The 14,080-nt window shown below is 32.3% G+C and carries 19 protein-coding genes; 1 reads left to right on the top strand and 18 read right to left on the bottom strand.

The window, feature by feature from the left end; genetic code table 11:
- Nucleotides 1-14 precede the first annotated feature (14 nt).
- Nucleotides 15-746, top strand: coding sequence for a pirin family protein (locus tag AABL87_RS04870; RefSeq protein ID WP_071307195.1), 732 nt, complete (start codon nucleotides 15-17; stop codon nucleotides 744-746).
- Nucleotides 747-797: 51 nt separating this feature from the next.
- Here AABL87_RS04870 and AABL87_RS04865 read toward each other — a convergent pair whose 3' ends face one another.
- From AABL87_RS04865 to AABL87_RS04780, 18 genes are all read right to left on the bottom strand, one after another.
- Nucleotides 798-1,739: a pseudouridine synthase gene (locus tag AABL87_RS04865; RefSeq protein WP_006266251.1), complete on the bottom strand. Its 942-nt coding sequence runs from the start codon at nucleotides 1,737-1,739 to the stop codon at nucleotides 798-800.
- Nucleotides 1,740-1,817: 78 nt separating this feature from the next.
- Nucleotides 1,818-2,741: a geranylgeranylglycerol-phosphate geranylgeranyltransferase gene (locus AABL87_RS04860; RefSeq protein WP_006257489.1), complete on the bottom strand. Its 924-nt coding sequence runs from the start codon at nucleotides 2,739-2,741 to the stop codon at nucleotides 1,818-1,820.
- Between the two features lie 66 nt (nucleotides 2,742-2,807).
- Nucleotides 2,808-3,746, bottom strand: coding sequence for a mevalonate kinase family protein (locus AABL87_RS04855; RefSeq protein ID WP_025125731.1), 939 nt, complete (start codon nucleotides 3,744-3,746; stop codon nucleotides 2,808-2,810).
- Nucleotides 3,747-3,818: 72 nt separating this feature from the next.
- Nucleotides 3,819-4,172, bottom strand: coding sequence for a cysteine-rich CWC family protein (locus AABL87_RS04850; RefSeq protein WP_025125730.1), 354 nt, complete (start codon nucleotides 4,170-4,172; stop codon nucleotides 3,819-3,821).
- Between the two features lie 7 nt (nucleotides 4,173-4,179).
- Nucleotides 4,180-5,616: a COG3014 family protein gene (locus AABL87_RS04845; RefSeq protein WP_071307194.1), complete on the bottom strand. Its 1,437-nt coding sequence runs from the start codon at nucleotides 5,614-5,616 to the stop codon at nucleotides 4,180-4,182.
- A 15-nt stretch (nucleotides 5,617-5,631) separates the two neighbouring features.
- Nucleotides 5,632-6,225: a penicillin-binding protein activator LpoB gene (locus tag AABL87_RS04840; RefSeq protein ID WP_006257495.1), complete on the bottom strand. Its 594-nt coding sequence runs from the start codon at nucleotides 6,223-6,225 to the stop codon at nucleotides 5,632-5,634.
- A gap of 41 nt (nucleotides 6,226-6,266) precedes the next feature.
- Nucleotides 6,267-6,668 (bottom strand): hypothetical protein, encoded by a 402-nt coding sequence (locus AABL87_RS04835; RefSeq protein WP_225581570.1) that lies wholly within the window; start codon nucleotides 6,666-6,668, stop codon nucleotides 6,267-6,269.
- 60 nt (nucleotides 6,669-6,728) lie between these two features.
- Entirely contained in the window at nucleotides 6,729-7,814 is a 1,086-nt protein-coding gene (locus AABL87_RS04830; RefSeq protein ID WP_016650114.1) for a diphosphomevalonate/mevalonate 3,5-bisphosphate decarboxylase family protein, read from the bottom strand.
- 152 nt (nucleotides 7,815-7,966) lie between these two features.
- The gene (locus tag AABL87_RS04825) at nucleotides 7,967-8,182 is read right to left on the bottom strand and encodes a hypothetical protein (RefSeq protein WP_225581571.1); all 216 of its coding nucleotides are present in this window, start codon (nucleotides 8,180-8,182) and stop codon (nucleotides 7,967-7,969) included.
- Nucleotides 8,154-8,660, bottom strand: coding sequence for a hypothetical protein (locus tag AABL87_RS04820; RefSeq protein WP_006257501.1), 507 nt, complete (start codon nucleotides 8,658-8,660; stop codon nucleotides 8,154-8,156). The genes AABL87_RS04825 and AABL87_RS04820 overlap by 29 nt, the downstream gene beginning before the upstream one ends.
- 13 nt (nucleotides 8,661-8,673) lie before the next feature.
- Entirely contained in the window at nucleotides 8,674-9,345 is a 672-nt protein-coding gene (locus AABL87_RS04815) for a hypothetical protein (RefSeq protein WP_006257502.1), read from the bottom strand.
- Between the two features lie 448 nt (nucleotides 9,346-9,793).
- Nucleotides 9,794-10,153, bottom strand: coding sequence for a hypothetical protein (locus AABL87_RS04810; protein ID WP_006257503.1), 360 nt, complete (start codon nucleotides 10,151-10,153; stop codon nucleotides 9,794-9,796).
- Between the two features lie 254 nt (nucleotides 10,154-10,407).
- Nucleotides 10,408-10,845, bottom strand: a complete 438-nt coding sequence (locus tag AABL87_RS04805) for a DUF6896 domain-containing protein (protein WP_006257504.1) — start codon at nucleotides 10,843-10,845, stop codon at nucleotides 10,408-10,410.
- A gap of 87 nt (nucleotides 10,846-10,932) precedes the next feature.
- On the bottom strand, nucleotides 10,933-11,343 hold the full coding sequence (locus tag AABL87_RS04800) for a DUF4279 domain-containing protein (RefSeq protein WP_006257505.1): 411 nt from the start codon (nucleotides 11,341-11,343) through the stop codon (nucleotides 10,933-10,935).
- 135 nt (nucleotides 11,344-11,478) lie between these two features.
- Nucleotides 11,479-11,925 carry a DUF3885 domain-containing protein gene (locus AABL87_RS04795; protein WP_006257506.1) on the bottom strand — a complete coding sequence of 149 codons (447 nt, stop codon included), beginning with the start codon at nucleotides 11,923-11,925 and terminating at the stop codon, nucleotides 11,479-11,481.
- A gap of 188 nt (nucleotides 11,926-12,113) precedes the next feature.
- Entirely contained in the window at nucleotides 12,114-12,551 is a 438-nt protein-coding gene (locus AABL87_RS04790) for a DUF6896 domain-containing protein (protein WP_172461563.1), read from the bottom strand.
- Nucleotides 12,552-12,645: 94 nt separating this feature from the next.
- Nucleotides 12,646-13,083: a DUF5958 family protein gene (locus AABL87_RS04785; protein ID WP_341277031.1), complete on the bottom strand. Its 438-nt coding sequence runs from the start codon at nucleotides 13,081-13,083 to the stop codon at nucleotides 12,646-12,648.
- Nucleotides 13,084-13,599: 516 nt separating this feature from the next.
- Entirely contained in the window at nucleotides 13,600-14,079 is a 480-nt protein-coding gene (locus AABL87_RS04780; protein WP_006262711.1) for a hypothetical protein, read from the bottom strand.
- Nucleotide 14,080 lies beyond the last annotated feature (1 nt).

The raw sequence follows: 14,080 nt of genomic DNA, 5'->3' as shown, positions 1-14,080 counted from the left end.
AAAATCATAAAGCTATGAACACAAAAATTATATACACAGCAGATAGTAGAGGATATGCTAACCACGGATGGCTAAAATCTCATCATACCTTTAGCTTTGCTAACTATCGAAACAACGAAAGAATACACTTCGGTGTGTTACGTGTACTTAACGATGATCACGTAGCTGCAGGTATGGGATTCGGTACGCATCCTCATGATAATATGGAGATTATATCTATTCCTTTATCAGGAAGTCTTTCACACAAAGATAGTATGGGTAATGGTACAATTATAAATGAAGGTGAAATACAAGTCATGAGTGCAGGGACAGGAGTTCAACACAGTGAGTTTAACCCTGATGAGCATAAAGAGAGTAAGTTCCTACAGATATGGATATTCCCTGATAAACTAAATGTAAAACCACGTTATGATCAACTAAAATTAAACAAAGAAGATCGCGTGAATCAATGGGATCAAATCCTTTCTCCTCATCCTGACGATAAAGGAGTATGGATTCATCAGAACGCATGGTTTCACATGGCTGATTTAGATCAAAATAAAGAGCTGTCTTATGAATTAAAAGATAAGTCTAATGGTATCTTCTTATTTGTTCTAGAAGGAGATATTACTTTAGGTGAAGATACGCTACATAGAAGAGATGCTATTGGTTTTGATGGAGAAGATACTTTCACGATCAAAGCAAATGAAAAAAGTCAAATATTAGTCATGGAGATACCTATGGAACTCCCTAGTTATCTTCAATAAATACCAATAAAAAAGCTCGCTATCATCTAGCGAGCTTTTTAAATATCTATATTAACCGTTTTTAAGGTTTCTTACTTCCTCATCCGTTAAATGTCTCCATTTACCTCTTGGTAGATTCCATTTTGTCAACTGACCATACATCACACGGTCAAGTTTAATAACATTATATCCTAAAGATTCGAATATAGCACGTACTAACTTCACATTAGATGCTTTTAGCTTAATACCGATCTCTGTCTTAGGCTGATCATCTACATAAGATACTTCTTCTACGAATACACGACGCTCATCGATATAAACTCCTTTTTTAATCTTTTCTAGATCTTCATATTTAAGGTTCTTATCTAATGATACATGATATAATTTAGAAGAACGTGAATCAGTAGAGTTTAACTTCTGTAATAAGTTCGTATCATTCGTGAATAACATTAGACCAATAGTAGTCTTATCCATACGACCGACAGGAGCTAAAGGATATTTAGAGGCTCCTTTTAATAAGCTTAATACATTCTCAGCTGATACGATTGGCTCATTAATAGTAGCAAATCCTTTCGGTTTATTTAATAATACGTAAGTCAATTTTTCTGGAGTCAATACTGTTCCATCAAAATTAACGATATCCGTTTTCTTTACTTTATAACCTAACTCAGTAACTACTACTCCATTTACAGTCACATTTCCAGACACGATATAGATATCTGCCTCACGACGTGAACACACTCCAGAGTTACCAATATATTTATTCAGACGTACTTCATCTGTTTCTTTAGGTGTATTTTTTACTCTTGGTTTACTATCAAATTTCTTTGCAGTATTAGCACCATACGTTTTATTTCCTTCTTTATTATTGTCAAATGATCTTTTCTTGCTATCATTTCCCCCATAAGTCTTTTTAGCTCCATCCTTAGAACCAAAAGACTTCTTTCCCGCTGCATTTCTATTTCCTGAGCGATTCGATTTATTATTTCCTGAATTCGACCTACCGTTATTCATATCTAAAGATTTTTGCAAAGATAGTTTTATTCTATGCATTTATTAATATAACTCTAAAAGTTTACACAACTTTTAATACTATAAAGTTTCTTCTAGCAGTACTTTGCCACTAATTACCACATCTGGGTCTATTAGCATAATCGAGAATACTCCTAATAAAATCAACAGTTTTAAACTAATATGTAAACTGTGATACTGTTCTATTTCCTTTGATGTCCATAATCTGTATAAGAACATGATTAATACAATAATACTTAGATAGAAGTAATATACCATGTACCCAAGGTTCTCTTTATTGACTAAAAAATAGATCGGTATCAGTGTCAATACTGTCACGACTGTGATTACCTCTTTCGCTACTCTATCTCCAAATCGAACAGGAATAGTCTGATAATCATTAGCGAAGTCTCCTTTAATATTCTCCATATCTTTTATCAACTCCCTGATCAGAATAACTAAATACAGAAAAGCTGCATGTATGAAGATAGAAGGATAATAAAACCTGAAATGCATCAAGATACTAAAGAAAGGTAATATCGCTAATAAAGAAGCAGTAAGGTTACCTATAATAGGATACTTCTTAAGCTTATGAGAATAAAACCACAACAGAAATATATAAGCAGAAAAGAATGCTGACACATGCCAAGACACAGGAAATACAATCCCCACAGCCAAAAAATTCAGCGCAAAATAGACACGTAATTTTGTAGCTTGACTCACTAGTCGATCTAACATAGACTTAATCGGCCTATTGATTAAATCTTTTTCTGCATCATAAAAATTATTAATGATATACCCTCCTGCGATAGCTAAGGAAGATCCAAAGATAATTAGAAAGAGTTTCCAATCTAAAATCACGTCTAACGCCCTAAGTTCAGGTGCGAATATAAAGATAGACGCTAAGTACTGTGCTAGTACTATAATAAAAATATTATAACCTCTCACAACAGAGAACAAGCTGAATATTTTAGCTAAGAGTAGTTTATTTTTCCTAGATAACATTATCTCTTGTTTCAATTTTATATCGCTACTGCGAAAGGTTATAATATCTATTTTTTCATATCTGAATTAGAATTGATATACAACTTCTAATTTATAATCTTTTAAAGACTCTTTTGCCTTTTCGATATCAGCAGTAAATCCTAAGATATAACCACCTCCACCAGAGCCACATAATTTTAAATAGTAATCGTTAGTCTCGATTCCTTTTTGCCATACACTGTGGAATTGCTCTGGAATCATTGGCTTAAAGTGATTAAACACTACATTAGACAATAACTTCGTATTACTAAATAGTGATTTCACGTCTCCTTTTAAGAAGTTCTCTACACAAGCATCAGTATATTTCACGAACTGATCTTTCAACATCTGACGGAAACCTTGATCTTTTAGGTTCTCCATAAAGATCGTAATCATCGGTGCAGTCTCTCCTACGATACCCGAATCTATTAAGAACACAGCTCCTTTTCCATCTACGCTTTGAGAAGGAATACCTGCTGGTTCGATATTATCTTTTGAATTGATTAGGATAGGCAGGCTTAGATAACTGTTTAGTGGATCTAACCCTGAACTCGTTCCGTGGAAGAATGCTTCCATTTTTCCGAAGATTCCTTTTAACACTAAAAGCTTATCCTTAGTCAAGTTCTCTAGAACAGTAACTTTATCATAAGCATACTGATCATAAATAGCAGCTACTAATGCCCCACTACTTCCTACTCCGTATCCTTGTGGAATACTAGAATCAAAGTACAATCCTTGCTCTATCTCAGCGTTTAAACGCTCTAGATCAAACTGTACTAAAGTAGGTTCTTGCTCTTGCAAATCATGTAGATATGCTGCAAAGTTTTTTAAACTCTGATTAGACTTTAAAGATACTCCTTCTAGATTCTCTTCCATCTTTAATGCTCCCTTATAGAAATTATAAGGAATAGACAATCCTTTAGAGTCTTTAATAATCCCATATTCCCCAAAAAGAAGAATTTTTGAATAAAATAATGGTCCTTTCATAGCTGTTATTGTAAATTCACGTTGCAAAAATACACATAATATTCTCACACCGTCTTTTTTACTACTTTATTTTTATAAATATCTGTTTTTAAAGCCATAAACACAATGTCTACACCCATTTTGGCAACACTGTCCTTTCATTAAATGATACAATTCTGTGAACACAAAATACTCATTTTCCATGTAATAATGCACTCCTTCTTCCATCTCACTTCTGCGCTTAGGAAAAGGCTTCCCTTTTGAAGAAATAACCATTTCATCAAACTTAGACAAGCAATTATTACATAAACATTTATGAAAAGAGCCTGCTAAAAAGACACGTGTATCATTAGATATATTCACCTGAGTACAGTCACATTGTTTGATATCATCTGTATTACAAATTATCTCTGTCTTACAATGCGTACACACTCTATTATTTCCCATACTTCTATTACTTCATTGTTGCAAAATTATAGAACTGCATTTTTCCAGTACCTTCTATTTCTACATTATGTTCCACACGTTGACCATTTGCTCTCTCTAGTGTCATCTTGATTTGATTCTGACCTAACTGTAATGGTATTCTAGCATAGTTAACCTGTGCAGGTAATGTCTGCCAGTTACGCGTATCCGCTTTTTCAGAGAATAGATTAAACAACTGTATTCCTAAGCCGATAGCTTCTAATGCTGCATTCGGATCTCCATTTTTACCATTAGACTTCGCGACAGCTTTTACAGAATATTCAGCAGCTTTCTTCACTGCTACTCTAGTCAATATTTGCCCTAATTCTTTACCTGCGCGTTCTTTTAGTGTTAGTACGGCAAGCGCGTCTATATCTTCTGCTTTTTCGAATCTAGTATTTGAAGCTCCATTAGCCTGAATCTGAGCACTTGTATAAGGTGGTGGTTGTACGATATACTTAGGATAAGCGATATTCACACTGTGTATATCATTTAGGTTAGTCTTACCTGCAATACCAAAATCTAATGGAATCACAAAACCTAACGCATTTGTAAACACTAGACTACCACTGTCTCCTTTAGCTAATGTAAAGAACATATTCTCAGCCTCCTTAATAGGTGCACGTCCATTTTCCCAAAAGATAACTAATTCTCCTCCTGGAGCTTTAGCTTCTCTTGTGTACTTTAGATTAAACTGCTTCTCGAACTTTGTTAAGTCCCCTCCGAAGCCATTTGCATCAGCCATACGCATCACATCGTACTGCAGATTCTTAGGCATTGCTACACCATAATATGTACCATCCTTAGAACTCTGGTATACTTCTACGGCATTTCTATATGCAATAAAAGCATCGTTATAATTACCACTATACTCATAGATCAGTCCTTGCAGATTCAGAGAGAAAGCATCCTTAGAATAACGTGTTGCTTTATCCTTATACTTATCACCCTGAGAGTAGTTCTGTAAAGAAATACGTCTAGCCTCTACTATCGCATCATCTATTCTTCCCAGATGCATATAGTTAAGTGCTTTGTAGTAATGAAGCATAAAGATCTCAAACTCTTCTCCTTTATAATTTTGAGACATTGAGTTAAGGAATAATCCTACAGCGATATCCCCTGTAGTTGACAATCCGTCTTCTACTAGTAAATCTGCTTGGTTAAAATATTTATTACTAGACTCATAGTCTCCTTTTAGGTGTGCTATCCTCCCTTTCTCCATATAAAACAGCAATAGATTTCGAGGCTTTTGTAATAAAGCATTTTTATCTAATGCCTTTTCAGCTAGATCATATTCTGAGGCACCTACCTTCTGATAATAGTCTGTTATACGATCGTGATAGGTAGCACATCCAAACACGAAAAACATCACTGCAAAGAACAATGATGTTTTTATAACAGAATATATGGCTCTACTTGAAACCATCTATTTTACTTTAAATTAGTTTTTTACGTACTTAGCGATTTTCTTTTCACCAATCCAAACCACTTCACTTGTTTGAATATTTGTCAACTCTAAGTTAACTTGGTAATAAACCACTTTTTTCTTTTTGTGAGAATCTACGATAGAATTGATAGAACCTTGTAACATAAAGTCAGCTCCTTGTTCTAAACCGAATTGTTTCATAGATGATGCTGATGCATTCGTTTGTTGATCTGCACGTTCACCACGTAATTCCTCACGTTTTTTACCACCTTGAACTAAACGTACTCTTTGAGAACGAATAAATGCTTGTTCCACATCTTTTACGAACGTCTCAGCTTCAATATGCTCATGACTCTTATTATAAACCATACCTACAATAACCACAGGCTTCTCTCCTTTATTCTCTTCACGGAAGTTAAAGATCCATGGCTCTTCTAATATCTGCTGAGTCATTTGGTCAGCTACTTCTCTAGAGTCAGAGTTATTCCATCTTCCACTAATGTCGATAGTTTCTTCTGTACTTACTCTAGTTACTTGACGTCCACATGATGTAATAGCCAGTCCTGAAACAGCTAATATTGCAGCTAATGCTATACGTTTAATTTGCATAATCCTATTATTTGTTTTTCTTTATGTTTTTTTCCTAATTCTTAAATAGAGAACCACCAGTTACCAGTTCTAAAACCAATATTAGGTCTCCATGTATTCCAGTTATTCCATCCAGAGTAATATCTATTATAGTTACCATAATACCCATTGTCATAGCTATAGTAACTTCTACCATATTTAGCACGAGCCATGCGTTCTTCATGTCTCCATTGCTTTTTCTGAGCTTTGCGCTCCATCTTAGCCTCGTACCAATCGTACGCTTTATAAGTATCCTGTACAGTAGTACTTAAAGTCGCAGTCAGAGAATCTTTCTGTGCCATATACTTTACCATACTTACTCTATAATTCGGGTTTTGATCTGGTGCTAACTCTTGTGCATAAGTTGCTTGACTAAATAGTAAGCTACCTAGTGCTAAACCAAAAATTGTCATTAACTTTCTCATATCTTCAATATTTATATTAGTATATGCAATTAGCATACCGTAGTATAAAGTTACAAAAAATTATTTAATTATTTCTGAACCGAATCCAACTTTATCATCTATATACTGTTCATTCTGACAGAACTGCGCCAATTCTTGTCTTATAAATGTCTGTACAAAGTCTTTGTCCCCTTCTGGGTATAGAACGTGTACATTTGCCCCAGCATCAAGTGTAAAGCACACATTGATTGATGTTTTTTCTCTAAATGCCCAAATTTTCTCGATGATCTGAAGCGTATTTGGCTTCATTAAGATAAAATAAGGCATAGAAGTCATCATCATTGCGTGTAGAGTCAATGCTTCGCTTTCTACTAACGCTACAAACTCCGTTAAATTACCTTCTATTAATATTTTTTTCAATCGAGCTAGGTTCTCATGAGCTTGTTCAAAGCGTTGCGCTGCATAAGGGTGATTGTGCATCAGATCATGTCCCACTGTGCTAGACACTTTCTTCTCTCCTTTATCCACTAGCAAGATAGTATCGCAATACCCCTTAAAGATAGGGTGTACCTCAAAAGGGAAATTCACTCCATATAAATCTGTACTTCCAGGTATATCGCGTTGTTCTCCCCATACTACTACACTACCTGCTATACTTCTACATGCACTACCTGAACCAAGACGAGCTAAGAAAGAAGCTTTCTGGTCAAAATAGCCTTCTGTCATATACACATTCAACTTTCTTTCTAATGACATAATATTCACTGCCATCGCTGCCATACCAGACGCAGAAGAAGCTATCCCTGAACTATGAGGGAACGTATTTTTAGTATCTATCGTGAAGTGATAATACTCGATATAAGGACAGTATTTTAGAATTCTCTCAAAAAACTTCTGAATCTTCGGCTTAAACTCTTCTTTAGGCTGTCCTTCAAACAAAAGATCAAAGCTGATCCCTTTATCCGCTTTCGCACTATAGCTTAATGTCGTTTCTGTCTTACAATTGTTTAAAGTAAAACTCAAAGACGGGTTAGCAGGAATCTGATTCTCCTTTTTACCCCAATACTTAACTAAAGCGATATTACTAGGAGAGCTCCATGAGAATGTCCCCTCCTTTACTTGATTAACATCTATATCTTGGCTAAAAATAAAGTCTTCTATATTCATTGTTCATCGATTTCTAAACAACAAAAATAACATCTTTTATTAATAGCCCCTCTATTCTTTAAGAAACTTCTCTTTTTTTAGAACAACACTAAAATAAAAGAGCTAATGATTTACACCTATATCATTAGCTCTTTACTTATACTTAACTTCCTTTATCTATAAATCAAATTCATAATCAAAATGACCACAACGGCTATCCAATGAAACAAGATCGTATACCAGAACTTCTTCTTGCTAGGGTTCGCCATTTCACGAATAGCCTGAATCACTCGATCTTTTATAATCTCACGGATATTTAACTTCGGATCGTTAAAAGGGATATCATCTACCTTCAGCTTTTTAAACCCATAAATCAACAATTTCTTCACCCCATTTATTCTCACTCTGATTTTTAATATTACTGATAATCTGCATTTGTATTAAAGAGAAATCAAACCCTTTTTGCATCCAGTTTTGTTTATCAGACGCAGATGTATCACTAATAACTTTATCTAATGCTCTATCTATTAATGGAAACAGCAGACTCTCACCTTTGTCAGTCAATAATCTATTTGCTACTCTTTTAACAGCATGAGAACTCGCCATAGAAAAAACAAAGTAATTACTAATCGCTATAACAGTTAATAAGACACTCTGGATAGGTGCAATCATAAAGACCACGAATATAGCCATTATACCTGCCGAACCACCCAAATTACCAGGTTGGTTATAAGGCCTATACATAAATAACAAAAGACCTATAGTAAAAGAAAACACTGCGCTTAATGATCCTACCGCATATACCTTAAAGAAACTACTCCCGCCTATAAAAGATAATTTAGCGGCATACTTTACCTTATCTAACATCGTAAAAATATCGTTATCTTAAAAATGAAATAATCAAGATAACTATCCAATGGTAAGCGACTATCATCCAAAAGAATTGCTTATCAGGTGTCGCAAAATCTTTAATCACTTCGATCACTCTACTCTTTATCTCTGAACGAACATTAAACTTCGGATCGCCAAATGGAATATCATCTAACCTCAACTTAGAAAATCCTAACACAAGTAAATACCTCAACCATTTATTCGTAGTCTCTTCCTTAACAGTATTAATCGTTTGCAACTTTAACATTGAGTAATCAACTCCTCTCTGTAGCATATTCTGTCTCTCTGTCTCTCCTATTTTTCCCATCGTCTTATCCATCACTTTATCCATAATAGGGTCTAATAGCACCTCTGCTTTATCATCTAAGATACGTCTAGCCACCTTTCTGAAAGCATACTGTGTCGAAAAAGAAAAAACAAAATAAATACTAATCAACGTGATTAGTAGTAACACTGATAGATAAGGATAGTCAATAATAAAAGTTCTAAATGAACTATAACGGACTTCTCCTAATTTGTTTGTATAACTACCATTAGATAGCAAGACTATACCTATAATCAAACTCAACACCGCACTAAATACTCCAAACACAGCGATCTTTAAAAAACTAAACGCTCCATAACCAGAGATTTTTAGCCCATACTTTACATTATCTATCATATAATAGTTAATTAAATTACAAACAATAAAAATAAATAATTTTGTTAAATTAACTATTTTAAACTTTTATTTTTAAATAATAAAACCCTACAATAAACACTCAAGTAATAATAAATAAAAAATAAAGATTATATCTTCCGAAAAAACTATTATCAAACAGTAATCACCTCATATTCTGAATTTGGAATACTCATCTTTAGACTATTCCCCTATCTTTTACTTAAGAAGTTACTCTATATAAACAGTATATCAACTCCTCAATCACATAGAGTCATCACACTATAGTACTTTAATTTATTATTCTACTCTCTATCACTATTCAAAGAGCATAAAAAAACTCCTAAGCATAATCGCTTAGGAGTTTTTCTAATTTTTATCTTCATATAAAATACATAACATTTTATAAAATATAATTAATTTTAAATACTCCAATAAATAAAGTCAATCACTAAATCAACGATATATACATTGAAGGCTTTAAAAATATCAAATCATAATGACGATTATCAATTGTACTTACAGTCATATATACTTCATCATGCTCCACATTAACAGCAACAATCATACTAATTATACCAAAATTACTTCCTAAGTTATCAAATTTAGAATTAGGATATAATCTAGATAATGCCTTACTCCAACTTTCAATAATTAGAATACATTTTCTATCTATCACTTCATCTTTTTCTAAATCATAGAAACCGTCGAAGCTTAATTCTATTTTTTTTTCATCTATAGCATAAACAAACTTACTTACAACTTCATCATCAAAAGTATATAGTAATTTATTATTTCTAATTAAATTCATATTCTTCTTAATTACTTAATCCTAATGCATGTATCAGCACTTCCAAAATTTACTGGTTACATCATTCATCAAATCTCCTAATACACCAGCCTGCACTAAGAACTGACTTCCTTTATCTAATAAAATTAATCATTATTCACTCAACAGAATAACATTATTCAAAGACCATAAAAAACTCCTAAACAATTATGCTTAGGAGTTTATATTTAAACAAATAACAATAATCAATTAATATCACTTCACTCTAACAATCTTTAGCTATACCTCTTTATTAAAAAGGAATCCCATACCCTACCTTCAAATATAACAGGTAATAAGAATCCTTCTTTCACTAATTCTTTTAATTTTTCATTCAGTTTATCATCATCAATATCAATATTATAATAACTATCAATAAAATCCTTTAATTTTATTGAAGTAAATTGATAAGTTAAATCATCAATATAGCGTATAAAATTAAAGTCACATTTTATATTCCCTTTCTGGATGAAACAACCTCCACCATGATAATGGTATTCGTACCCATCAATATTACCATGTTTATAATTTTTAGTACCATTTGAATTAATATTAATCTTATAAATCTCCTGATATATATCTTCTTCAACCAAATTCAAACTACTTCTTATCACTTTTTCAAATTCATGAATAAATCTAACATATTCATTCAAATATTTCTTTATATCATTCATAACTAATTTATTGTATATAGTCTCTTATCACTTTATCCATTCTTTATCCCCACTAACACTTTAACGATCGCCTCATTCTCAAGAACTCTATTCATTAATAACATATAAATCAATATCTATCTCTGCATTCAATTTCACTAGTAGATTTAGTAATCTTTTATCAAAAAAAATACCAGGTACCTGATTTGGAAATATTTCAGGAATAATAAATAATTTTGATGTTAAATTGTTATCATTTATATATTTTACTATTATATCAACTTTAGACGAAAATAATTCCACAAACTGTTCAGTAACATCTTCTGATAACAAAGTATTAGTCTTTCTAAAACTATATTCCCAATTCGTTTCTTTTCTAAGAACTACATTTGGATGATATTTATCTATTCTATCTCCCTTTTTCCAATAAGCAGTAGGAATAATCCCAATTGCTTTGGTTAATTCTCTAGGATTCCAATTATCCCCAAAAATCGAATATATCAATCTAAAGTTTGTCATATTTTTTACTATTTAATAAATATATCATGTATTGATAGGTGTTCCTTTTCCTTCCTTCGCTATTATCAAGACTTCATCAGTCTTAGTATGTCTATATAAATCATATCGTGCAATTTTTACATTATCAAAAAATATCTAATCATTAATTACCAAGTAATCAAGACCACGATCATCAAATACATTTACAACAATCTTATCTTCAAAATTGATAAAGAAAGCAGTAATATTAATTGAAGGCTCTAATCCCAATTCATAATTTAAATGGCTCAAAAGCAATTGTTTCAATCCCTCTTCTTTAAGATTAAAATGATACAGACCTACTGCACTATCATCATTAATTTCTATTAAAAGACAATTATTTGAAAAACTATCACTTTCAGCTAAATCCCAAAAAGTAATTCGAACATAACAATACCCACTCTTAAAATTCTTTTCTATCAAAGCAATTATTACCTCTAAAATCTCAAAAACATTATCCTCTCTAAAACTAATTCTTTCAACTCTAAATACCTCTTTAATAGTTTCAAATGAACATATTCCAAAAGTACTCCTAGCTTTTTCATCAAATTCTTTTAATACCATATCATAAAGCTTTTTAAAATTTCATTGGTAGTACCTATTCTAGTTAAATACCCCATTAGTTCCAAAGATCTTCCAGACACCATCTTATTTAGACCCACTTCTACTAAAAACTCTCTCTTTCTAAAAACATCTCACTTCTTTATTAATTGATTTTACTAACAAATAATATACTTCCCTAATAACAATCTTTAGCTATACCTCTTTATTAAAAAGGAATTCCATACTCTACCTCCAAATATAACAGGTAGTAAAAATCCTTCTTTCACTAATTCTTTTAGTTTTTCATTCAGTTTATCATCATCAATATCAACATGATAATAACTATCAATAAAATCTTTAAGCGCAAATGACGTAAAATTATAGGTTAAATCATCAATATAGTGTACGAAGTCAAAGTCACATCTTACATCTCCCTTTTGAATAAAACATCCAGCTCCATGATAATGGTATTCATATCCATCAATGTTACCATGTTTATAATTTTTAGTACCATTTGAGTTAATATTAATCTTATAAATCTCCTGATATATATCCTCTTCTTTAAGGCTTAATTTATCTCTAAGCGTTTCTTCAAAATCATGAATAAACCGAACATACTCACTCAGATATTTCTTTATATCATTCATAATTAATTTATTATACATAACCTTTTATCTTTCTTGCCTAATGCTAAGCATTACTTCTCGTTGAATAATTATTACATTATCACTAATCAGTAGTTCACTTCACTACAGTATCGTCATGCTCACTAAATATTTTATCTACATTCTCTTTACTGTTCAAATCCCAATACCACCATTTATTAGGATTATTTCTCTCTAATAAAAAACGTCTTTGGTAAGCGACTTTAAACAACTCTAGAAAAAGAATAAAAACATTTACTAATTCATAATCTGGCAAATTAATTATATTCCTGAGGCTATACTCTTTTACATCTTTGCGAAGCATCACACAGGGGGTACAAGTCTCTTTAAGCCCACTATTTTTAATCACAACATCCACATCTGTAATTAAAGGTTTAGATTGTTGTATTAAAAAAACGAGGTCCTCTAAAAAAAGCCTCTTACTATCTTCTTTATTAAAGAGCTCTGTAACGACTTCTACCCCAATTATAGATTGTCCATACCTATTTACTATTACTTCCTTCTCTTTATTCATTATTTCTTCTAACTTTTATTACTATACAAGGTCGATTAATATCTAATTCTTCCTCCGAAAACATCTATCTTTCTAAGAATTCTACCAGTTGCAATTTTTGCTCCTACAAAAAGGATTCTTAACCTTACTAATCAACGGAAGTATTATATCCCTAGTTGAAAGTAAACTGTTTTTGTATTTAAAATTACTTGTACAGCGTAATAAAGTTAACTATTATTCTCTCAACTCTCTATCACTATTCAAACACCATAAAAAAACTTCTAAGCAATTATACTTAGAAGTTAAATTTCATATCACTAAATAAAAACCACACCACCTCTCTTCTCTTAATCACAACTTGACAGGATACTGCTCCCATAGTGATTGCATTAAAAATAGCCTTTATTATGTGAGCACTATTCCATAACTATGCGACCACTATGCGATAGTTCAAAAATAAACCAATGAAAAAGGCAGTAAAACCGAGGTTTTACTGCCTTCTCTGATATTTTATATTTTTCTTTAAAACGATTGTTTCTATTTTCGATATTGTGCTATTGCCTTCTGTATTGCAGGCCTAAACTGTACGCTGATATAATCTTCACTAGTAGGGGCACTAAACATAAACATAGGATTCTCAGGAAACCCCTCTGTCGTTCTAAATAAGACGAAATAACTCTTACCTGCTTTACCCGCATTCATCCATTCGTCAAATTTATAATAATCAGCTACAGAGCGTCTCTCTCTCACCACGATCAGCACATCGTTTATCTCATTCCACTTGAGTTGCTTCTCTTTGAGCAGACTTTTATACGTCACTCCTTCTGCGTCTATACTTACTTTGATAAAAAAACATTTATAGACAAAAACGACGAATAGGAATAACATAACAGCACTAAGAGACTTGGCTAATCCATTGCCTACTTGTAGAAAGAAAATAGACATCCCTAAAAAAGGAAGTAAACAAAATACGAATAGCAATATCTTACTCGTCAAATTATAATAACTAAACCTCATC

The sequence above is a fragment of the Myroides sp. C4067 genome (genome assembly GCF_038039665.1).
Taxonomy (GTDB): domain Bacteria; phylum Bacteroidota; class Bacteroidia; order Flavobacteriales; family Flavobacteriaceae; genus Flavobacterium; species Flavobacterium odoratimimum.
Note: the sequence above shows the minus strand (reverse complement) of the source record. Positions and strands in the feature narration are given on the sequence as shown.